Origin of the sequence: Natronococcus occultus SP4 (genome assembly GCF_000328685.1) — an archaeon.
GTDB lineage: Archaea > Halobacteriota > Halobacteria > Halobacteriales > Natrialbaceae > Natronococcus > Natronococcus occultus.
Map to the genome: position 1 here is coordinate 3,225,016 of NC_019974.1, position 21,775 is coordinate 3,246,790.

Consider the following 21,775-nt stretch of genomic DNA (forward strand, 5'->3'; position numbering starts at 1 on the left):
GACCCGCAGTTTTTGGTCACGAACGCGTCCGATTTCGTCGCCCGTACGGTCCACTACTGGACACGCGTCTTACATATCGTGGTTGGAAACTCACGCACGCAAGATACTTACTCCGGGTTCTCGCTACTCGTGGTATGGCGTTCGACCAGCCACTCGACCGCACAGTCCCGAGCGTCGCCGACGCCATCGATCGCGAACGCGATCGTCAGGAGTCGACGCTCGGAATGATCGCATCGGAGAACCACGTCTCGGCGGCCGTCCTCGAGGCCCAGGGCAGTACGCTGACGAACAAGTACGCGGAGGGGTACCCCGGCGGGCGATACTACGGCGGCTGCGAACACGTCGACACCGTCGAGGCGGAGGCGATCGAGCGAGCCCGAGACCTGTTCGGCGCCGACCACGCCAATGTCCAGCCCCACAGCGGAACCCAGGCGAACATGAGTGTCTACTTCGCCGTCCTCGAACCCGGCGACAGGATCCTCTCGCTCGATCTCGACCACGGCGGCCACCTGAGCCACGGCCACAGCGTCAACTTCTCCGGACAGCTCTACGACGTCGAGCAGTACGGAGTCGACCCGGACACCGGCTACATCGACTACGATGAACTCGAGCGGCAGGCCCGCGAAACCGAGCCCGCGATGATTGTCAGCGGCTCCTCGGCGTATCCCCGCGAGTTCGACTACGAGCGCATCGGGGCAATCGCGGACGCGGTCGACGCCTTCCACCTCGCGGATATCGCCCACGTGACCGGGCTCGTGGCCGCCGGCGTCCACGCCTCACCCGTCGAGCACGCCGAGTTCGTCACCGGAAGCACGCACAAGACCATCCGCGCGGGTCGCGGTGGGATCGTCGTGTGCGACGCGGAGTACGCCGACGATATCGACTCGGCGGTCTTCCCTGGTGCCCAGGGTGGGCCGCTGATGCACAACGTCGCGGGCAAGGCCGTCGGCTTCGCGGAGGCCCAGACGGACGCGTTCGAGCGCTACGCCGAGCAGGTCGTCGCGAACGCACAGCGACTCGCCGACGTCTTCCGGGAGCGAGGACTCTCGCTTGTCAGCGGCGGCACCGACAAACACCTCCTGCTGGTCGACCTTCGAGACTCTCACCCCGAACTCACCGGGACGGAGGCCGAATCGTTGCTGAGCGACGTCGGCGTCGTCGTCAACAAAAACAGCGTCCCCGGCGAGACCAGATCGCCGATGGTCACAAGCGGGATCCGCGTCGGCACGCCGGCGCTGACCACGCGCGGGTTCGACGAGGCGGAAATGGAGACCGTCGCCGACTGTATCGTCGACGTCCTCGACGCGCCCGAGGACGAAGCCGTCGCCGACCGCGTCGCCTCGCGGGTCGACGACCTCTGTGAAACGCATCCGATCTACGACTAGTTTTGGATCGAGGAGGGCCCGCGGGCGTTCCGTCCGCGTCCTCGTCGCCGCAGTTTTGAGACGGCGACGTCCGTCCTCGGACTACGGGATGCCAGTACCGTTGGGCTCGGTTTCGGTCCGACGGCACGGACGACGGTGAAGCGGCGCCAGGAGAGTACCGAAGTCCCGGACGGTCAGTCGTCGGACGGATCGACCGTTTCGGGGTCTGGGTCCGCACTGGACGTTTCGAGATCCGAGGACCCGATCGAGAGCTCGTCTTCCTCCCGGAGGAACAGGGGTCGCCGGGCGCCGAACGCGGCGATCATCGAGATCACCGCGAGCAGGGCGATGATCGAGAACGGGCCACCGGTGATGATCGCGGCCTGCTGAAGCGCGTCGACGCCGCCGGTGACCATTAGCAAGGAAGCAAGCGCCCCGATGAGAAAGCCCCAGATGACGCGGTTGATCGTCGAGGGTTCCTCGACGCCGCCGGTGGTTAGCATGCCGAGCGCGAGCGTCGAGGAGTCGGCCGACGTGATCAGGAACGTCGTCACGAGCACCAGGAACAGCACGGTCAGGATGCCACCGAGTGGCAGCGCCTCGAACAGCGGGTAGCCCGACCCCGCCTCGCCGAGCTCGCCGACGACCGCGAGGATGTCAGCACGGCCGCTGTCCTGGAGGAAGATCGCCGTCCCGCCCATGGTCGCGAACCAGGGGACCGTGATGCCGGTCGAGGCGATCACGCCCGTGACGGCAACCTGTCGGACCGTTCGGCCCCGCGAGATCCGCGCGATGAAGAGGCCGACGAACGGCGTCCAGGAGAACCACCAGGCCCAGTAGAAGATCGTCCAGTCGCCGACCCACTCGGCGACGCCCGAACCGCCCGCGGCGCCGGAGCCGGTGTAGAAACTCATCGTGATGAAGTCGTTGATATAGGCACCGAGCGCCTGGGTTCCCATCGACATGATTTGTGTCGTGGGCCCGAGCAGGAACGTCGCGACGGTCACGAGCACGAACAGCCCCATGTTGAAATACGAGAGCCGTCGGATCCCCTTGCGGACCCCGAGCGCGACCGAGACGGTGAACGCGACCGTGAGGCCGGTGATCACCGCCACTGTGCCGGCGTCGCCGACGCTGGCACCGGTGGTCCACTCGATGCCGACGAGGAACTGGCTCCCGACCAGCCCGAGCGTGGTCGCGACACCCCCGATCGTGGCGAACACTGCGAGGACGTCGATCGACTTCGCCAGCGGGCCGTCGAGGTTCTCGAGGCCGACCCACGGCGCGATCACCGTCGAGATACGAAGCGGGGCGTCGTAGCGGTAGGCGAAGTACGCGATCGGCAGTGCCATCACCACGTAGGCGGTCCAGGCGGAGACGCCCCAGTGGAAGAACGTGTACTGGATCGCGCTGACCGCGGCCCCCGAGGACTGGGACTCGGCGTCGACGAACGGCGAGACGGCGTCGTAGTGGAAGACGGCCTCGGCGGGGCCCCAGAACACGATCCCTGCAGCGATCCCTGCAGAGTACAGCATCGCGAAGTACGCCGGGAAGGCAAACTCCGGGCGCTCGTCGTCGTCACCGAGTTTGATGTTCCCCCACGGCCCAAAGATCAGGAAGCCGACGAACGCGACGAGGATGAACATCGCGGCCAGGTACCACCAGCCGGCGGCAGTCCACAGAACGTCGTTCGCGCCGGCCATCAGCGTCGACGCCGCTTCGGGGCGAAGCACGAACGCGAGGACCGCCGCGGTCGCGATGGTGAACCCAACCGCGAACACGGCGACGTCGAGCTCCTCGGCGAACCGCCGCAGCGGCCCGGTCGATTCAGAGCCAGCCACGCGTTCTCACCTCCGGTACCCGGATCGCTCGGTCGGTTCGTCGCTCGGTGCGCCGTTTCGTCCGCTCGGTGCGCTGTCGTAACATGCTAGATATTCTCTTCCAGCTAGTTCGTGCGACGGGCGTCCGTCTCCGTCGTGTATCGGAGTCGTGAATCGCGTTCGGTTCGGGAACGAGGACGCCCCTACTCGCGGTTGACGTCCTCGACGTCGTACCCCTCGGCCTCGATGCTATCGATGATCGCGGCGGCGTGTTCGATCCCGCTGGTCTCGATCTGGAAGACGAGGTAGGCCTCGCCGACGTTGAGCTCCTCGACGGCGCGGTCGTGACGGACCGTCTGGATGTTCGCGCCGTGGTCGGCGATGATCCCCGAGAGCTCGGTCATCTTGCCGGGCATATCGTTGATCTTCACGCGCAGGCGCAGGATCTGGCCCCGCCCGGTGAGCGCGTGGATCAGGACGGTCTGGAGCATCGTCATATCGAGGTTCCCCCCACACAGCAGGGGCATCACGGTTTCGCCGCCGACGTCCAGGTCGTCGGACAGCAGCGCCGCGACCGACGCCGCGGCCGCCCCCTCGACGACCTGCTTTGCGCGCTCGAGCAAGAGCAGGATCGCGCTGGCGATCTGGGAGTCGGTGACGGTGACGACCTCGTCGACGTGAGCCTCGATGAGATCGAGGGTCAGCTCGGAGATCCCTCCGGTGGCGATCCCGTCGGCGATCGTGTCCACCGTATCGAGCGTGACGGGAACGCCCTTATCGAGGCTCTCGTGGACGGTCTGGGCGCCCGTCGCCTGGACGCCGACGACTCGCGTCTCGGGGGAGAGATGATCGAGCGCCGTCGAGATCCCGCTTATCAGCCCGCCGCCGCCGATCGGGACGATGACGGTGTCGACTTCGGGGAGGTCCTCGTGCATCTCGATTCCCAGCGTGCCCTGGCCGGCGACGATCGCGGGATCGTCGTAGGCGTGGACGAACTCGACGTCGTGATCGGCCGCGTAGGACTGGGCGTACTCCATCGCCTCCTGGAAGTCCCGGCCGACGAGCTCGACCGTCGCTCCGTAGCTCCGGGTCGCGTCGATCTTCGCCTGGGGGGCGTGTTTCGGCATGACGATCGTCGAGTCGGCGCCACACTCCGTCGCCGCCAGCGCGACGCCTTGCGCGTGGTTGCCCGCGCTGGCCGCGACGAACTCGTCGGCGCCGTCCGCGACCGCCTGGCTGATCTTGTTGTACGCGCCGCGGGTCTTGAACGAGCCCGTCCACTGGAGGTGTTCCATCTTGAGGTAGACGTCGGCGTCGACCACCTCCCCCAGCGACGTGCTGCGCTCGATCGGCGTTCGCTTCACGACCGACTCGTCGTCGAGTCGCTCGCGTGCCCGTTCGACGTCCTCGTACTGTACCGCCAGTTCGGATTCCTGTGATTCGTTCATACGCATAGCTCTCCCGGCTACCGGATAATTTTGTCGCGGCCGGGATCGAACAGCGGCTCGTCCCGAACCGTCGCGTCGTAGCTCCGACCCTCGCACTCGATTCGGACCGACGTCCCGGCGGCGGCGTACTCCTCGGGCAGGTAGGTGTACGCGATCGACTCGCCGACGCTGTACCCGTAGTCGCCGGCCTGGACGTAGCCAACCGCCTCGCCGTCCGCGTAGACGGGCCGGCCGCCGAGCATCGCGTCCGTCGAGTCGTCGAGGGTGAGGCAGGCGACCCGCTGGTCGATCCCGTCGTCTCTGGCCTCGACGAGCGCTTCCTTCCCGACGAAGTCGGTGTCGAGATCGACCGCGAACGGGAGTCCGGCCTCGTAGGGGTTGACGTCCGTATCGACGTCGGCCCCCCACAGCCGGAACCCTTTCTCGAGGCGCATCGACTCGACCGCACCGGCACCCATGGGACGGACGCCGAGATCCTGTCCGGCCTCCCAGAGGGTATCCCAGAGTTTCTGTCCGTACTCGGTGGGCGCCCACAGCTCCCAGCCGAGTTCGCCGACGTAGGAAAGCCGCAGGGCGATCACGGGCACGTCCCCGACGTAGATCCGCTTCCCGCTGAAGTAGGGGAACGCATCGTTCGAGAGGTCGGCCTCGGTCGTCCGCTGGAGGAGCAGTCGTGCGTTTGGCCCCCAGAGTCCGATCGTGCTCTTCGCGGACTCCTCGACCGTGACCGAGACCGTCTCGGGGGCGTGTTCCTCGAGCCAGGAGCCGTGGATCCCCGGCGAGTTCCCGCCGCCGGTCGTCACCATGTACTCATCGTCGTCGAGGCGGGCGACGGTGAGGTCCGCGAGGACGGTCCCCCCTTCGTTCAACATCGTGGTGTAGCGGACCTGGCCGATCGAGAGGTCCATGTCGTTGCTACAGACCCGCTGGAGGAAGTCGCCGGCGTCGCTCCCCTCGACCATGATCGAGCTGAACGTCGTCATATCGTACATCGACACCTTCTCGCGGGTGTGGAGGTGCTCGGCGCCCTCGATCGGGGAGCGGTTGCTCCCCTGCCAGCCGTCCTGGTCGGGGATTCGGTCCTCGTACTCCGAGACGAGGTCGGCGTTTGACTCGTACCACTGCGGAACTTCCCAGCCGCCGCTCTGATAGAACTCCGCGCCCAGTTCCTGCTGGCGGTGGTAGAACGGACTCGTCCGGAGCCCGCGGCGATCTGCGGGCTGCCAGCGGGGTTCGACGATGCTGTAGACCTGCTGGTAGCGCATCCCGCCCCGGTCCATGAAGTACTGCTTGTTCCCCGCGTGGGGTTCGAACCGGTTGACGTCGATCCCGCTCGTATCGACGGGTCCCGACGGCAGCCGCGGGACGCCTGTCTCCATCCACTCGGCGAGGATCTTCCCGTAGCCGCCCGAGTGGGTCCACCAGATCGCGAGCCCGGTCCAGAGCCCGTCGACCTGTGCGGTTTCGCCGAGCACGGGCATCCCATCGGGCGTGTAGACGAAGATCCCGTTCTCGGTGGCGTCGAACTCCGCGTCGGCTGTCGCGGGCAGCAGCTCGTCGAACGCCTGTTTCGGCGACTTCTCGCGGTTCGGGTGGGTCGCCTTCCGCCAGTGCTTTTCGGTGAAGCTGTGGACCGACGCCTGGCTCTCCGCCGAGTTCGACCCCATCTCGTCGGGGTCGACCACGAGCGGCTCGTGGTTGTACGAGCCCAGCCCGTACCCCTCGCCGTGGGTCCGGAAGTACAGCGAGTTGTCCTGGTCCCGGCCGACCGGACGGTCCGGGGGCTGGGCCATCGACTCGGTGATCTCTCGATCGCCCGGAATCTCGAGCCCGGTGACGGCGTCGTCGGCCCGTTCGTTGCCCCGCAGCTCCTCGAGCGGTTCGGTGACGACGTACTGGTGTTCGACCGGGGCGATCGGCAGCTCGACATCCGCCAGCTGCCCGGTCTGATAGGCCCAGTTGTTCGTCGCCAGCACGCAGCGGTCACACTCGATGCGACCGCGGTCGGTTTCGACCGCCCGCACGGCGTCGTCCTCGAGTTCGAGGTCGGTTACCTCGGTGTGGCCGTGGAACGACGCGGGCGTCGTCTCGATGTACCACTGGAGCGCGTCGGTGCCGGCGACCTGGCCGTCGGTCGGCGAGTAGTACCCCCCGAGGATCTCCTCGGCGTCGACCAGCGGCAGCCGTTCCGTGACCTCCTCGGGTTCCAGCAACTCCGGCTCGGGGAGCCCGTAGGCGGTGGCCCACTCGACGCGCCGACGGAGAAAGTCCATCCGTTCCTCCGAGCGGGCGAGCTCGATCCCGCCGGTCTCGTTGTAAACGCCCGCGTCCTTCAGCAGGCGAGTCGTGTAGTGGGCCGTCTTCGTCTGGATCTTCGAGGGGGAGGTCTGGAACATGATCCCCGGGGCGTGGGTCGAGGACCCGCCGGTCACCGGCAGCGGCCCCTTGTCGAGGACGACGACGTCCTCGGCGCCCAGCTCCGTGAGGTGGTACGCGACGCTGCATCCGACCGCTCCGGCGCCGATGATCACCGTCTCGGCGCTCGATGGTAAGGCGTCTGTGCTCATATGCCACACTGTGTGCGGGTCGATCCTATAAGTGCATCGGTCAGCCGCTCGAAACACGACGAACAGTTCGATTCGACGGTTCGAACGGCGGTTTCGATCCGCGACTCCACAATATCACGATCTTCTGATAGGAGTTGTGAGAGTCGAGATCGATCACGACGCCTCCCCCTGCGGTGTCGACGTTTGCGGCCGCGTGGAATCGAACCTCGATTTCCGACACGGACCGACGACCGCAGCGCTGGCCGTTGCTCTCTCGGCAGACCGATCGATCCCGGGACCGACGTCCGCCGGTTCGAGACGTGAGTAGTCGGGGCCGCCTGTCGGCGCGGGGATAAACACCACAACTATTCCCCCTGAACCTACTTCGTGGACAGCTGTCAACGATCGGCTGGCACCTGACGATAGGTGTCTCTGCCATGCAGCGGGGGCGACACAACGGTGGCGCCCCTCTCCCATAGCACCAGTAGGTCCCTGTCTTTTCGCGTCGAGCCCGCTCAAAAAGTTCGTCGTCGAGCTACAACAGCGGTTCCTCCCGGACCGTCGCGGCGTAGCGCTCGCCCTCGTGGAGGATCTCGACGTCGGTGCCGGGCTCGGCATACTCCGGCGGGAGGTAGGCGTAGGCGACGCAGGCGCCGACGGTGTAGCCGTACTCCGCGCTGTGGACGTACCCCAGCGACTCGTCGCCGTCGAGGACGGGCCGGTCCTTGAAGACGACCGCGTCCTCGTCGTCCAGCGTCAGGCAGGCCACCTCGTGGTCGATCCGTTCGCCCTCCGCGGCCTCGACGACCGCCTCCTTCCCGATGAAGTCGGTCTCGAGGTCGACCGCGAAGCTCAACCCGGCCTCGTAGGGGTTGTGCTCGGTGTGCAGATCCTGGCCCCACAGCCGGAACCCTTTCTCGATGCGAAGCGAGTCGAGCGTGCCGTTGCCGTACGGCCGGAGGTCGTGATCCTGCCCGGCCTCCCAGAGGTGCTCCCAGAGCTGCTCGCCGTACTCGCTTGGCGTGTACAGCTCCCAGCCGAGCTCGCCCGCATAGGAGAGACGCAGTGCCCGCACCGGGACGTTCTTCACGAACAGCTCCTGGGTGGTGTAGAACGGGAACGCCTCGTCGGAGAGATCCGCTCGCGTCACCTCGCTCAACACGTCGCGGGCGTTCGGCCCCGTGAGGACGAACGAGGAGAGCTCCGAGGTGACCTCCCGGACCGTGACGTCCTCGGGGGCGTGTTTCTCGACCCAGGCGACGTGGTTCTGGCCGACCTCCCGACCCGTCGTGAGCACGAGGTAGCGGTCCTCGTCGGTCCGGGTGACGGTGACGTCGGCGCGCACGCCGCCCTCCTCGTTGCACAGGAGGGTGTACCGAATCTGACCAACGTCGATATCCATGTCGTTGGTACACAGATACTGGAGGAACTCGTCGGCGCCCTGTCCGCTGACCGCCAGCTTGTTGAACGAGGTCATATCGTGGATGCCGACCTCGTTACGGACGTGCAGGGACTCGGCACCCTCGATCGGCGACCAGTACTTCGCCTCCCAGCCGTCCCGCTCGGGGACATCCTCGCCGTAGCGCGCCAGCAGGTCGGCGTTCGAATCGAACCACTGGGCCTCCTCCCAGCCGGCCTCGGCCCACAGCTCGGCGTCGAGCTCCTGCAGTTTGTGGTAGACCGAGCTGCGGCGGATATCCCGCTGGTGGTCCGTCCAGGTCCACTTGGGGTGGACGATGTTGTAGACGATCCGGTACTCCTCGCCTCCGATGTCGCGGGCGAAGTCCCAGCTGCCCTCGTGGGGCTGGAACCGGTTGACGTTACAGTGCGAGAGGTCGATCGGTCCGTCGGGCAGCTTCGGGGCACCGGTCTCCATCCACTCGGCCAGCGCTCGCCCCGCGCCGCCGGCGTGGGTGACCCAGATGGCCGCGGCGGTCCAGAGCCCGTCGTACTCCTGGACGGGCCCCATCACGGGGAGGCCGTTCGGCGACTCCGCGAACATCCCGTTGTACTTGTGCTCGAGCTCCTTGCCCTCGGTGGCGGGCAACAGCTCGTCGCTGGCCTGGCGGGGCGCCTTGTCCGGGCGATCGGGGTGGGTCGGGTTGTTCAGGTGGTAGTCGGAGAACTCGTGGACCGAGCCCTGCTCGCCGTCCTCCTCGTTGCCGCCCAGCTCCTGGGGGTCCGGCACCAGCGGCTCGTGGTTGTACGAACCGATCCCGTAGGCGTCGCCGTGGGTCCGGAAGTACAGCGCGTGGTCCTGGTCCCGGAGGATCGGCCGATCCGGGTTCGCGAGCAGGCGATCGGCCCTCTCGCCGGAGACCTCGCGGTAGTTTTCGTAGACCGGATCGTCGGTGACGTCCCGGTCGTCGGAAAGCTCCTCGAGGGGCTCGGTGATCGTGTACTGGTGTTCGACCGGCGTCACCGGGAGGTGGACCCCGAGCTGTTCGCCCAGCTGACGCGCCCAGATGTTCGTCGCGATCACGACCTCGTCACAGTCGATGTTGCCGTGCTCGGTGACGACCGCCTGCACCTCGCCGTCCTCGACCGCGACGTCCTCGGTCCGGGTGTGCGGAACGAACTTCGCGCCCCGGTCCATCGACGCCTTCGCCAGCGCGGCGCAGGCCTTGACGCCTGACACCTGGCCGTCGGTCGGCGAGTAGTAGCCGCCCTGGATAACGTCGCTGTCGACCAGCGGTAGCTTCTCCTCGACCTTTTCCGGCGAGAGGAGCTGCGGATCCGGAACGCCCCAGGCGGTGCCGTGCTCGACCCGGCGCTGGAGGAACTCCATCCGCTCGTCGGTCCGGGCAACCTCGATCCCGCCCGTCTCGCTGTAGAGCTGGTTCCCGTCGTCGTCCTCGAGTTGCGAGTACAGCTTGCGGCTGTAGTTCGCGAACTTGGTCAACACCTTCTCCTCGGCGGTCTGGAACATGATCCCCGGCGCGTGGCTCGAGGACCCGCCCGTGGTCGGGAGCGGCCCCTGATCGACGACGACGACGTCCTCGCGTCCGAACTCGGTCAGGTGGTACGCCGTGCTACAGCCGACGATACCGGCGCCGACGATGACCGTATCGGCCTCGGCCGGCAGACTATCGTGCGTGTCCATAACTCGCATCGATATCCCGCTGGGGGACAAATATAGTTATCGCCCCGGGGTACTGTTCCAACGATCGATACGTTCGATGACAGGTAGAGTTTCGCTCGGCCGCCCGGGAAGCCATGCGGCGCGATCGGTTTCCGGATCGGAGCGGTTCCGCGACGCCGACGGGCGGCGACCCGGTCCGTGCGTCCTCGTCGAAGGGGTACATATGAAGGGACGGAGTATTCCCCACCCAGTCTTACTTCGAACCGGATCGAAGCGTAGTCAAATCATGAGTATCGGTGACTCGGTAGATACACTCTCCCAAATAATCGACCGGTACGAGACGGACGGCGGATCGGTCCAGCAGGTCGACGCAGCGATCTCCGGGCACGATGACGGGCCAAGCGCCTCGGTCGACGTCCTCGTCTCCCCGTGTGATTCCGACTCGGCTCCCGAAACCGCACGGCTCGAGGACGGAACACTACAGCTCGAGTTCGACGCGTCGGTCCTGCCCGCACTCGAGGAGTACGCGCCCGACGGAGTTCGTATCACGAGCGACGGCGCCTGCGTGACCGGTGACGGCGACGTCGTCGTGACGTTCGCCGTCGAGTTCGAGGACGTGGAGTCGACGGAACGTGAGGGCTCGACGCCACCGACCCTCGAACCGGCCATCGACTCCGAGCTCGCGGCGAGCGAGGACGCCGAAGACGACCCTCCCGTCGACCCCCACCCGGAGCTCGACGCCGAGACTGTACGAGCGCTCGCGGACGCCCGCGACGAGGACGTCCCGCCCTACGAGGACGTCCCGTACCTCGAGGCGCTCTACGAGTCGCTGGATACCTTCGAGGCGATGGCGGACGTCCTCGAGATGGACGTCGCCGCCGAAACTGTTCGTCGGTACATGATCGACGCCGGAGTGCACGATCCGGTCTCGTACGACGTCGACGAAGACGTCGAGCCGGACGGGCAGGCGTCCGCGAGCGAGCCGGAGCCCGACAGTCCGGACGAGGTCGCCGACCCGATCGAGCGCCTCCCAACCGAGCGGCTCGCCGCCGACGGGCTCGGGCTCCCTGAGGGGGTCGACCTCGAGGAACTGATCGACGCCGTCGAGTCTTCGATGACGCTGCGGGAGGTCTGTCGGCGCCTCGAGCTCGAGCGCGAGCGAGCCCGCGAGCTACTGGCACAGCTCGACCTGCTCGATCTCGTCGTCAGACGCGTCTACGCGTCCAGCGAGCCCGAGGCGGGACCGTCCCGGGAAGTGATCGCCGAGCGCATCCGCGGGAGCACCGACCGCTCCCGGACGCCGTCGGAGGGGTACGACGACTTCCGACCCGCGCTCTCGTAGGGTTGGTGTCGATAGCTACCGGGAAACCACCGATCTGAGCACTCTACAGCCCGATCGTCCGGACGATCGCAGCTCTCCTTTCGAACGGGGGTACTTATTGATGTTCAGTAGCACGGGTGAACGGTTTTCAGTACCCGTTGTGTTGATGATACCGTATGTCACAGCGGGATGACTCGCGAGCCTCGGCAGCGAGTGACGACGGTACGGAGCAACCGAACGCACTCTCGGCGCGGCGATTCACCGGGCCCGAAGCCTTCGAGCGGGAGAAGGAAACGGTGTTCGGGCGCGACTGGGTGTACGTCGGCCACGCCGACAGCATCGCCGAACCGGGTCAGTACTTCACCCGGAACATCGGCGACCGGCAGCTGATCGTCGTCCGCGGCCACGATGGCGAGGTGAAGGCCTTCGACAACGTCTGTGCCCACCGGGGATCGAAGATGGTCGAGGACACGCCGATGACCGACCCCGGCGGCGGCGGTCGGATCCAGTGTCCGTACCATCTCTGGACCTACGACCTCGACGGCGACCTCCGGAGCACGCCGAAGAGTTTCGAGGACGCGAGACTGAACCCCGACCTCGAGGACGACGAGGTCCAGGAGTTCGACTGCGAAACGAACGGGCTGAACGACGTTCGCGTCGATACGGTCGGTCCGCTCGTCTTCGTGACCCTCGCCGACGACGCTCCGACGGCGCCGTCGGAGGGTGCCGACGGCGTCGCGGAGCGACTCGGATCGCTCCCCCTCGAGGAGTACGAACACGCCCGTCGGATCGTCTCGGAGGTCGCGTGCAACTGGAAGCTGTTCGCGGCCGTCCACTTCGACGGCAGCGAAGAGCGGGACGGCGATGGGACGCTGGCGATCGCCGAGGACGGCTGGACGGTCGAGTCCGCGTCCGACGACGACGGAAGCGAGGACCGTCGCCCCGACGGGATCGAGGCCCAGTTCCACTACCGCTGGCCGAACGTCGCCGTCGACGTCTACGACGCCGTCGACGGCTACGGCACCGTCGTCCTCGATCCGGTCGGCCCCGACCGGGTCCAGCTGATCGCGGACTACTACTTCCGGGACGGCGACCGCTCCGAGCAAGAGCGCGAACTCGTCCGACGGACCCGCGAACGCCGCGCCGAGGACGCCGACCGCGCCGAGCAGCAGTGGGCCGCCCTCGAGAGCGGCGCGTCGGCGCAGGTCGGCGTGACCGATCGCATCGCCGCCAAGCTCCGCCAGCTCGTTCGGGAGGGATCGGACGCATGACGGTGAGCGACCGCCGGGATCCCGCCTACGCCGCGCGCTGCCCGGACTGCGAGGTCGACCTCGAGACCGACGCGCCCAACGAGATCGTCGACTTCTACCGGCGCCACTACCGTGTGACGGGCCACGACGTGACCTTCGAGCGGATCGAGCCGTCGCTCGGCGAAGCGGTCACCGAGGACGTCCTCGACGAGGTCTACACGCTCGCGGACGTCGTCGCCCAGCTCGAAGACGAGTACGACGACGGCGTTCCGATCGGGGCCGTCGCGGCGGCGATGAGCGATCGGGGACGCTCCATCGGTGAGACGCTCGAGGCGGCCCACGAGATCCGCATGAACGGCGCGCTGTACGAACCGCGAGACGACCATCTGCGCGCGTTCTGACACAAATATCGCGGAAGCCCACGACTTCAGTCACTCCCGTCGGGTTCCGACTTCTGGCTCCGATTGTCTTCGTCTACAACGTCGAGCCGAACGGCCGTCTACAGCCCGGTGCTCCGCTCGAATCGCATCCGTCATATAAGGGTACGATATATACCTGGTGAACTTCTATGATGAACACTCTCGATCGTGAGAGTATATGACGCAGTGGGAGCAGACCCAGACGGAGACGGTTAGCCCGGACATCACGGACAGGTCGAACGCCCTGCCGGCGCGGTACTTCACCGATCCCGAGATCTTCGAACTCGAGAAGGAGAAGATCTTCGGGCGGTACTGGGTGTATGCCGGCCACGCCAACAGCATCGCCGACCCGGGACAGTTCTTCACCCGAACCATCGGCGGCCGCGAGCTCGTCGTCTGTCGGGCCGACGACGGCGACGTCCGCGCGTTCGAGAACTTCTCGGCCCGGACGGGCGAGCCCGTCGTCGACGACGCCGCAATGACCGACCCCGGACGCGTCGACACGGCAGCACTCGAGGACGCCGAGGCGGTCCACGTCGACAGCATCGGCCCGCTGATCTTCGTGAACCTCGACGACGATCCGATGCCGCTGGCCGAACAGGCCGGCGTGATGAAGGACCGACTCGATGCGCTTCCCCTCGGGGAGTACGAACACGGCTGCCGGATCACCTCGGCGGTCGAGTGCAACTGGAAGGTGTTCGCGGGCAACTACTCCGAGTGTGACCACTGCCAGGCCAATCACCAGGACTGGATCAAAGGGATCGAGCTCAACGACTCCGAGCTCGAGGTCAACGACTACCACTGGGTTCTCCACTACACCCACGACGAGGACGTCGATGACGAGCTCCGGATTCACGACGCCCGCGAGGCACAGTTCCACTACCTCTGGCCGAACTTCACGGTCAACATGTACGGCACCGCCGACGGCTACGGCACCTACATCATCGACCCGATCGACACCGGCCGCTTCCGGCTGATCGCGGACTACTACTTCAGGGACGGCGACCTCTCCGAGGAGGAACGCGAGTTCGTCCGCACGAGCCGCCAGCTCCAGGAGGAGGACTTCGAGCTCGTCGAGCGCCAGTGGGCGGGGCTGAAGACGGGCGCGCTCTCACAGGCCCAGCTGGGTCCGAACGAGCACACCGTCCACAAACTCCACCGGCTCGCACAGGAGGCCTACGACGCCTGACGTCGGATCCGCACCGCGCGGTCAGCTTTCCCTGCGCTTCTCCGAGTGTGTCTCCAGCGTTTCGGCTGTGGCCCGTCGGTGGATCCAGACCGCACAGGCGATCGTGACGAGGCCGGCGACGGCGGCGATCCCGAACGCGACCCGGTACCCCGTCACGGTGTAGACCCGAACCCCGCCGACGAACTCCCCGGTCCAGTAGGCGTCGAGGACCCACCCCATCAGCGTCGGAAAGGCGGCGGCACCGAAGAACGAGGCGCCGTTGATCGCACCCATCGAGATCCCGCTCGCCCGGCTCGGGTGGCGTTCCTTCACCAGCGGGTAGGTGAGGACGAACGTTCCCAGTAGCGCGCCGGTGACGAAGAAAACGGCGCCGACGACGACCAGCGGCGGGTCGCCGACGACGGCGAGCAAGGCGAGCGCACCGGTGTAGCAGAGCCCGCCGCCGACGATGAACTCGGTCCGTCGCTCGAGACGGTCCGAGAGCCAGCCGAACGCCGGCGGACCGAGCGTGCTTCCGACGCCGCCCAGCAGCGTACACAGCGACGCGACGGCGACGGAGGTGTCGTACACCTGTACGACGTAGGGAATGCCCCACAGCCCGAACAGCGTGAGGTTCACGCCGCCCGTACAGAACAGCAGGACGCTGACGATCCAGGTCCACCGATCGCGCAGGACCGCCCGCCCGTGACGACGGATCTCCGCGAGCGTGAGCCGGGACTGTTCGGGGACGCCGTCGATGGGACCCAGCCCGGCCCGTTCGGGCGAATCCCGGACCACGAGCGCCGTCGCGACGGCGACGACCAGGCCGACGGTCGAAAGCAGCGACAGCGACGTTCGCCACCCCGTCGCGTCGACCAGTACGGCAAGCGGCGTCGTCGCGAGGACGCCGCCGACGCCGCCGACGGCGAAGCTCAGGCCGTTCATCGTGCCGAACTCGTCGACACGGTACCAGCTGGCACAGAACCGCAGCAAACAGACGAAGATCACGCTCCCGCCGAGACCGATCACCAGGCGGGCGCCCAGCGCCGACCCGTAGCCGTCCGCCAGCGCGAACCAGAGCGCGCCGGCGTTCATCGTTGCCGCGCCGACGGCGGCAGTTCGGCGGGGACCGATCCGATCGACGAGGACGCCCGTCGGGAACTGCATCACGGCGTAGACGAGGAAAAAGGCGGCGTGGAGCGTACCGAGCTGGCCGCCCGTCGTCCGGAACGCGGCCATCAGATCGTCGGCGAGGACGGCCGTCGAAAGTCGGTAGACGTTGACGAGCAGGAAGGAGACGGCCAGCACACCCCACAGCAGCCAGCGACGGTTCGTCGGTGACGACCACATACGACGGCGTCTCGGCCGCGACCCCAAAGCGTTTGAGATTCCGGAACGGGTAGCGGATTGCAACCGGTGTGGACGTCGACTGACGCGTCCGCTGGTGACAGCTGTATGACAGAACGTGTTTCACCATACTCTTACGTCCGTATGTGTGTAAAACACTGGTTCGGCTGTCTCGAGTCCTCGTCCCCTCGCAGGGGCGAGCGTCCGCGAGGACCCGCGACGACCGAGATCGAAACCGGCGGTCGCGTTCCGATCACCGTGGATCTCCCGACGACACCTCTAAGCAAGGCGGAAGAACGATTTTACCTCTGATTTCTTCTATTTATCGATACTCCGAACGCCGCTCCTGCTCGGCGACCATTCGGACCAGTTTCCCGACCGGCTAGCTCTGACGGCCTCAGCTTGAGCCGTCAGAGAAGCTGTAAATCGCCTCCCTCAATTCTAACAGGTATGATAGTCTCCTATTTTACCTATTCTGATTTCCGTTTTTTCTCGCTCGAACGTTACTCTCCCGATCAACGATATCGGCAAATACCCAGATTACAAAGTATTCTAGCAGACAAATATATGATCGACCTCGCAGCGATCGATCACGAACGCGAGAACGACTCCCGTCGTCCACGCCCGGCGGCGAAAACACTCATTGTTCCTCGAGTATACGTTCTAGGTATGACACGAACGTTACGGATCGTCGGCCTCGGGGTCGCCGCCATCGTCGCGCTCTGGATCGTCCTCGAGGTGCTCGCGTTGCTGTTCGGGCTCGTGGCGTGGGTCGTCAGTGCCGTCGTCTCGCTGGCCGTCCTCGCGCTCGTGGTGTACATCGGCTACCTCGTCGTGACATCGCTCCTGAGTTGAGATGTTCAGATCAGGGGCCTATCTTTCAATAGCCCCCTATTTTACCCCTCCGTTCGCCGAAACTGCCACGAACCGGAGTCGCCGGTAGTCGACGACCTACGACCCCTCGCGAAACAGTCCCCGACGGAGTCGACTCTCGAAGGACGTCGAGCAGTTCGGTGCCGCACTCGTAGTCGAACGAGTGGTCGTCCGCGTCGGCGGTCGCGTCCCGGAGGTGTCATCGGCTATCGGTACGCTGGCTGGGAGCCGATGCGTTCGGGATCGAGTGAGGGCGGTTCCGTCCGACCTGTTCCGGAACCGACGGTCGCTCGGTTCGAGACGGCGTGGTCAGACGGGAAGCGGGATCGGCGCGAACTCGGCGGCGAGCAGGTAGGCGATCGCCAGTGCAACCTTGCCGACGATCACCAGCAGTCCGGCGACGGCATACGACGCCGTGGCTGCCGTCGGGGAGAGTCCAGCGCGTCGCTGGCCGACGACCGCGCCGACCGACAGCAGGATCGGCACGACCAGTCCGCCGATCACGGCGACGCCGACGAACAGCGTCGCGTGAGTGGTCAGCAGGTTCCCGACGGCTGGCTCGGCCGCAGGGACCTGCTCGGGCAACAAGAGAACCGTCGCGAGCACCGCCACCAGCGTCGCCGTGAGCAGTCCGGCGGCGCCGAGCGCGTAGTTCTGGACCGTTCTGCTGACCGACCGATCGGCGATCGCCGTCAGTCCGACCGTCACGGCCAGTCCCGCGCCCAGCCCGCTGAAGATCTGGACCGGGAGCAGGAACGTCTTGTCCCACAGCGCGACCCGTTCGGTCATCCCGGAGCCGTAGGCCATCGCGGAGTAGACCAACACGCCCGCGGCGAAGATCGCGAAGACGCCGCCGAGGACGAGCCGGATCGGCTCCGAGGGGCGGGTGTAGTCGGCGAGCGCGTCCAGCCGATCGAGCAGCCCGACGCGACGGACGACGTTGCGGACGCCGCCGGCCGTACCACCCGTCGCGGCCTCGGCGGTTCCGGGGTCGCCCCCGTCGGACGCGACGTCTCGGCCGCCGTCGGCCGCGACCGACTCGCCGCTTTCGGCGGTCGGACGGTGCGGGCGCTTCTCGCCGAACGTGACCCAGAGGAACATCAGGACGGCACCCAGGCCGAAGACGACGAGCAGGTACGGGCCGATCGCCATCCACGAGTCCAGGTTCGTCATGATCACCGGGAGCATCAGCGCGCGAAGCGGCGTCGCGAGGTGTGACAGCAGGACCGGCGGTCCGATCGCCAGCCCGATCAACCCGGCGAGATAGCCGTACTGGGCGATCTTGCCGTGTTCGCGCACGCCGCGTCGCCACGAGAGGACGTCCGCGAAGTACCCCATCAGGAACGCCCCGCTGGCGATCCCGATTAGCGCGATGTACGTGCCGATCCGCCAGTCCCACTGCGTGTACGGCAGTTCGAAGACGACTTCAGTCGCCATCGGTCAGTCACCCCCCACGACGTCGTCCGCGTCGTCGCCGAACACGATCTCGGCGGCCTCGTCGGAAAACGGCGTCGAGACGTGCTCCTCGTCGAGCTTCTCCGAGAGCTGCTCGGGCGTACCGAACAGCAAGGCGTCGGTCGGACACTCCGAGGAGCAGGCGGGCTCGAGATCCGCCTCCTGACGCGGCTCGCAGGTTGTACACTTGTCCATCAGGCCGTTCCCGCGGGCGCCGAGCGGCGAGGCTTCCTCGGCCTCCGGCACTTCCGCGTCGGGGTACTGGGGCGCGCCGAACGGACAGGCAACGCCGCAGTAGTGACAGCCGATACACCGATCGCCGCTCACTCGGACGGTTCCGTTATCGCGGAAAAAAAGCGCCTCTGTCGGGCAGACCTCGACGCAAGGTGCTTCGGCGCAGTTGTAACACTGCATGGGCTTGTTGGTCTCGTCGTCGGTACCGTGTCCGATAGCGACGACCTGGATGCGGTTGGTTTCGGCCGGGAGATCCCACGTTCGCTGGCAGGCGACCTCGCAGGCCCCGCAGTCGATACAGGACTCCCAGTTCGGAACGACTCGCGCCGGTCCGTCGCTCTCTTGTGTGCTCATTGGATTTACCTATCGCTTGTGACGGTTGATGCGCTGTTCCTGCCACCGGAGCTGCCGATCCGACAGCTCGGGGATCTCGTCGTCCTCGGCCACCCGGACGTTACACAGCGTCGCCTTCGTCTCCTGCATCTGGGTCTCGCGGTCGTAGGCCGGCGCCGTTCCGGCGTTGATCGTCTCGCCGATCACCAGCGGGCCCAGCCCCTCGGGGACGGTCTCCAGCATGTTCTCCCCCTCGAGGATCCCGCTCCAGTGGTACGGGGCGAACGCGTGGTCCGGTGCGACCCGCTCGGTGACGTTAGCCTGAACGACCATCTCGGCGTGGGGCGTTCCGACGACGATCCAGTCGCCGTCCTCCACCCCGAGGTCGTCGCCGACGTCGGGATGGATCTCGAGGTACATCATCGGCGACCGCGAGGCGGTCCCCTGCGTGCTGCGCGTCTGTGCGGCCGCGCCCTGGTGTTCGACCTGGCGGCCCGAGGTGAGGACCATCGGCTCGACGTCGCCGGCGTCGGCGAGCTCCTCGACCGCGTCGATGTTGTCCTGCTGGACGCCCGCGTTGTCGAGTTCGACGCGCCAGTGGTCCTCGGTCCGTTCGTTACAGGGGTACTCCTCGACGAGATCGGGCCGGGGCGTCACCGCAGGCTCGCGGTGGACGGGGATCTCGTCCTCGAGGTTCCAGGCCTTCATCCGGGCCCGGCCGCGGCCCCACGGGGCGTCGGGCTGTGGGTTGTCGAACTCCTCGTAGCGCTCGAGGTCGACGTCGTACCCCTCGTCGGCCAGCGCCTCGGCGACGTCGGCGACCGACGTCTCCTCGTCGAACGCGCCCTCGATCGGGAGCGTCGTCGCGGCGGGGTTTTCGGGGTCCGGAAGCACCGTCGAGAACATGGGGTACTGGGGAACGCCCTCGAGTTCGCCGTCCCACCAGTCGGGTTCGAACGGGTCCCGGAGCTGGTCGTCGGGCTCGACCTCGGGGTCGTCCGCCTCGACCGCCCCGTCCCACCAGTTCGCCCGAAAGTCCATCCCGCCCTCCTCGGGCGGCAGCGAGGCGTCGTAGAGGATCGGCGTCCCGGGGTGGTCTTCGTGCCAGGACGGCCACGGCAGCCCGTAGTAGTCGCCGTCGAGCTCGTCGTACAGCTCGTGGTCCTCGTCGAGATCCGCCTGCAGGTCCTCGACGCTGAACAGGTCGGCGTGCTCCTGGTGGCGTTTCAGCCGTTCGGGCGTCTGGCCGGTGTACCCGATCGAGCGCGTCCCCAGGTTGATCTCCCGGAGGACGTCCTCGACCTCGTCGTAGTCGAAGTGCTCGCCGAAGCCAAGGTGCTCGGCGAAATCACAGAGGAGCCGCCAGTCCCGCCGAGAGTTGTGTCGCGGCGAGATCGCCTGGTTTCGCCACTGGAGCTGCCGACCGGTGTTCGTGGCGGTTCCGGCCTCCTCCATGTTGGTCGCCGCCGGCAGCATGTAGACGTCGGTGTCGCTGTCGGCGAGCTCGGCGACCTGGTTCGGATAGACGTCGACGTTGACGATGAACTCCAGCTCGTTGACCGCCTCCCGAACCCGCTTGTACTCGCTGAGCGAGCCGAGTCCGTGGCCCCAGAAGATCGCCGCCCGGAGCGGATCGGGCTGGTAGATCTCCCACTCGTCGTCGAGGACGCCCTCGAACCAGCGGGCGACGGTGAACCCGTTTTTCTCCATCAGCTCCGTCGAGTGGAACCGGTCGTGGAGCTCGTCGTAGCTGATCTCCCCGGAGGTGCTTTCGGTCTCGGTCCAGACGTTCGTCCAGTGCTCCCAGGCGTCCTGTTCGAGCCCGTAGTAGCCGGGGGTGTTGCCCGAGTCGACGCCGAGGTCGGTCGCGCCCTGGACGTTGTCGTGGCCCCGGTAGATGGGCGTGCCGCCGCCGGGCTGGGCGGCGTGACCGAGGGCCAGGTTCAACATCGCGTACGCCCGGACGTTGCCCGTCGCGTTGTTGTGCTGGGTGCCGCCCATCGCCCACTCGACGCAGCTCACCTCGGCCGCGGCCAGCCGCTCGGCCAGCTCCGCGAGGTCGTCCTCGGGCGTTCCGGTGATATCGGAGACCGTCTCGAGGTCGTACTCGGGGAGGACGTCGTCGCGGAACTCCTCCCAGGTCGGTACCATCACGCGGCTCTCGATGAACTCCTCGTCGTGGAGATCGTTCTCCACGATGTGGTAGATCAGCCCGTAGATGAACGCGACGTCTGTTCCCGAGCGGAACTGGTAGTAGTCGTCGGCCGCGGCTGCAGTCTTGGTGTACCGCGGTTCGGCGACGATGTGTTCACCCCCGCGGTGCTGTGCCTCCTGGAAGTGCTGCCAGGCGACGGGGTGGCTCTCGAGGGGGTTGTGGCCGATGATGAGGTTGACGCCGACGTTGCGCATGTCGTTGTTGTTGTTCGTCATGGCGCCGACGCCCCACGTGTTGGCGATCCCGGTAACCGTCGTCGAGTGACAGATCCGCGCCTGGTGGTCGATGTTGTTCGTCCCGTAGAACGCGGCCAGCTTCCGGATTAGGTAGGCGGACTCGTTGGTGTGTTTCGCCGATCCGACCCACATCGTCGCGTGAGGACCGGTCTCCTCGCGGATATCGTTGAGCCGGCCCGTGATCTCCCCCAGGATCTCGTCCCACTCCATCTGGGTCCACTCGCCGTCCTCGAGTTTCAGCGGCTCCTTGAGCCGCTTGTCGGAGTTGACCGACTGGGCGAGCGAGGCTCCCTTCGAGCAGAGCCCACCCTGGTTGATCGGGTTGTCGTCCCACGTCTCCTGGCCGACGAGCGCGTCGCCGTCGACGGCCATCTGTACTCCACAGCCGACCGAGCAGTGCGTACAGACCGTCTTGACCAGCTCGTCGGCCGCGTCGGGATCGACGGTGTCGTCGTCCTGTGCTTCCCCCCGTTCGAGGAGCGTTCGCCCCCCGACCGCCGTCGCGAGGGCCCCCGCAGCACCGGCCTTGAGGAACCCCCGACGATCGAGATCGAGCGTCGATCGTGGCATACGATAACAAATAGGTTGAGGGGTAATAAATATAGCCGGTACCCATACTTTCTTTGGTGTATAATTTTTGAATCGAGATCGCCTGCAGTAGAAA

General features: G+C 66.5%; 14 protein-coding genes. 6 read left to right on the forward strand and 8 right to left on the reverse strand.

The genetic code is table 11. The features are described 5' to 3' along the window. Positions 1-134 precede the first annotated feature (134 nt). On the forward strand, positions 135-1,385 hold the full coding sequence (locus NATOC_RS15785) for a serine hydroxymethyltransferase (RefSeq protein WP_015322479.1): 1,251 nt from the start codon (positions 135-137) through the stop codon (positions 1,383-1,385). Between the two features lie 173 nt (positions 1,386-1,558). On the opposite strand, the gene NATOC_RS15790 is transcribed toward NATOC_RS15785, so the two are convergent. From NATOC_RS15790 to NATOC_RS15810, 4 genes are all read right to left on the reverse strand, one after another. Next, positions 1,559-3,205, reverse strand: a complete 1,647-nt coding sequence (locus tag NATOC_RS15790; protein WP_015322480.1) for a BCCT family transporter — start codon at positions 3,203-3,205, stop codon at positions 1,559-1,561. A 182-nt stretch (positions 3,206-3,387) separates the two neighbouring features. Next, a complete protein-coding gene (gene ilvA, locus NATOC_RS15795; RefSeq protein ID WP_015322481.1) occupies positions 3,388-4,632 on the reverse strand; it encodes a threonine ammonia-lyase in 1,245 nt (414 codons plus the stop codon). 17 nt (positions 4,633-4,649) lie between these two features. Then, the gene (locus tag NATOC_RS15800; RefSeq protein ID WP_015322482.1) at positions 4,650-7,199 is read right to left on the reverse strand and encodes a GcvT family protein; all 2,550 of its coding nucleotides are present in this window, start codon (positions 7,197-7,199) and stop codon (positions 4,650-4,652) included. Between the two features lie 514 nt (positions 7,200-7,713). Then, positions 7,714-10,281 (reverse strand): GcvT family protein, encoded by a 2,568-nt coding sequence (locus NATOC_RS15810; protein WP_015322483.1) that lies wholly within the window; start codon positions 10,279-10,281, stop codon positions 7,714-7,716. A 265-nt stretch (positions 10,282-10,546) separates the two neighbouring features. Between NATOC_RS15810 and NATOC_RS15815 the strand changes: the two genes are divergently transcribed. The 4 genes from NATOC_RS15815 to NATOC_RS15830 all read left to right on the forward strand — a co-directional run bounded on the left by NATOC_RS15815 (position 10,547) and on the right by NATOC_RS15830 (position 14,439). Next, on the forward strand, positions 10,547-11,602 hold the full coding sequence (locus NATOC_RS15815) for a hypothetical protein (protein ID WP_015322484.1): 1,056 nt from the start codon (positions 10,547-10,549) through the stop codon (positions 11,600-11,602). A gap of 155 nt (positions 11,603-11,757) precedes the next feature. Further along, positions 11,758-12,852, forward strand: coding sequence for an aromatic ring-hydroxylating oxygenase subunit alpha (locus tag NATOC_RS15820; protein ID WP_015322485.1), 1,095 nt, complete (start codon positions 11,758-11,760; stop codon positions 12,850-12,852). Beyond that, a complete protein-coding gene (locus tag NATOC_RS15825; RefSeq protein WP_015322486.1) occupies positions 12,849-13,232 on the forward strand; it encodes a hypothetical protein in 384 nt (127 codons plus the stop codon). The genes NATOC_RS15820 and NATOC_RS15825 overlap by 4 nt, the downstream gene beginning before the upstream one ends. Positions 13,233-13,428: 196 nt before the next feature. Further along, on the forward strand, positions 13,429-14,439 hold the full coding sequence (locus NATOC_RS15830) for an aromatic ring-hydroxylating oxygenase subunit alpha (protein ID WP_015322487.1): 1,011 nt from the start codon (positions 13,429-13,431) through the stop codon (positions 14,437-14,439). A 21-nt stretch (positions 14,440-14,460) separates the two neighbouring features. Here the strand turns inward: NATOC_RS15830 and NATOC_RS15835 are convergent, their stop codons facing one another. After that, positions 14,461-15,768, reverse strand: coding sequence for an MFS transporter (locus tag NATOC_RS15835; protein ID WP_015322488.1), 1,308 nt, complete (start codon positions 15,766-15,768; stop codon positions 14,461-14,463). A 666-nt stretch (positions 15,769-16,434) separates the two neighbouring features. On the opposite strand from NATOC_RS15835, the gene NATOC_RS15840 reads away from it, so the two are divergent. After that, positions 16,435-16,620 carry a hypothetical protein gene (locus tag NATOC_RS15840; RefSeq protein WP_015322489.1) on the forward strand — a complete coding sequence of 62 codons (186 nt, stop codon included), beginning with the start codon at positions 16,435-16,437 and terminating at the stop codon, positions 16,618-16,620. A 327-nt stretch (positions 16,621-16,947) separates the two neighbouring features. Here the strand turns inward: NATOC_RS15840 and NATOC_RS15845 are convergent, their stop codons facing one another. The 3 genes from NATOC_RS15845 to NATOC_RS15855 are packed head-to-tail and all read right to left on the reverse strand — an operon-like array spanning position 16,948 to position 21,681. Then, positions 16,948-18,075: a hypothetical protein gene (locus NATOC_RS15845; RefSeq protein WP_015322490.1), complete on the reverse strand. Its 1,128-nt coding sequence runs from the start codon at positions 18,073-18,075 to the stop codon at positions 16,948-16,950. Positions 18,076-18,078: 3 nt separating this feature from the next. Next, positions 18,079-18,681, reverse strand: a complete 603-nt coding sequence (locus NATOC_RS15850) for a 4Fe-4S dicluster domain-containing protein (protein WP_015322491.1) — start codon at positions 18,679-18,681, stop codon at positions 18,079-18,081. Between the two features lie 9 nt (positions 18,682-18,690). Next, on the reverse strand, positions 18,691-21,681 hold the full coding sequence (locus tag NATOC_RS15855) for a molybdopterin-dependent oxidoreductase (protein WP_015322492.1): 2,991 nt from the start codon (positions 21,679-21,681) through the stop codon (positions 18,691-18,693). Between the last annotated feature and the right edge of the window lie 94 nt (positions 21,682-21,775).

Coding starts and splice junctions, on each gene's coding strand:
- NATOC_RS15785 (WP_015322479.1), top strand. CDS start 135: ATGGCGTTCGACCAGCCACTCGACCGCACAGTCCCGAGCGTCGCCGAC.
- ilvA (WP_015322481.1), bottom strand. CDS start 4,632: ATGAACGAATCACAGGAATCCGAACTGGCGGTACAGTACGAGGACGTC.
- NATOC_RS15800 (WP_015322482.1), bottom strand. CDS start 7,199: ATGAGCACAGACGCCTTACCATCGAGCGCCGAGACGGTGATCATCGGC.
- NATOC_RS15810 (WP_015322483.1), bottom strand. CDS start 10,281: ATGGACACGCACGATAGTCTGCCGGCCGAGGCCGATACGGTCATCGTC.
- NATOC_RS15815 (WP_015322484.1), top strand. CDS start 10,547: ATGAGTATCGGTGACTCGGTAGATACACTCTCCCAAATAATCGACCGG.
- NATOC_RS15820 (WP_015322485.1), top strand. CDS start 11,758: ATGTCACAGCGGGATGACTCGCGAGCCTCGGCAGCGAGTGACGACGGT.
- NATOC_RS15825 (WP_015322486.1), top strand. CDS start 12,849: ATGACGGTGAGCGACCGCCGGGATCCCGCCTACGCCGCGCGCTGCCCG.
- NATOC_RS15830 (WP_015322487.1), top strand. CDS start 13,429: ATGACGCAGTGGGAGCAGACCCAGACGGAGACGGTTAGCCCGGACATC.
- NATOC_RS15835 (WP_015322488.1), bottom strand. CDS start 15,768: ATGTGGTCGTCACCGACGAACCGTCGCTGGCTGCTGTGGGGTGTGCTG.
- NATOC_RS15840 (WP_015322489.1), top strand. CDS start 16,435: ATGACACGAACGTTACGGATCGTCGGCCTCGGGGTCGCCGCCATCGTC.
- NATOC_RS15845 (WP_015322490.1), bottom strand. CDS start 18,075: ATGGCGACTGAAGTCGTCTTCGAACTGCCGTACACGCAGTGGGACTGG.
- NATOC_RS15850 (WP_015322491.1), bottom strand. CDS start 18,681: ATGAGCACACAAGAGAGCGACGGACCGGCGCGAGTCGTTCCGAACTGG.
- NATOC_RS15855 (WP_015322492.1), bottom strand. CDS start 21,681: ATGCCACGATCGACGCTCGATCTCGATCGTCGGGGGTTCCTCAAGGCC.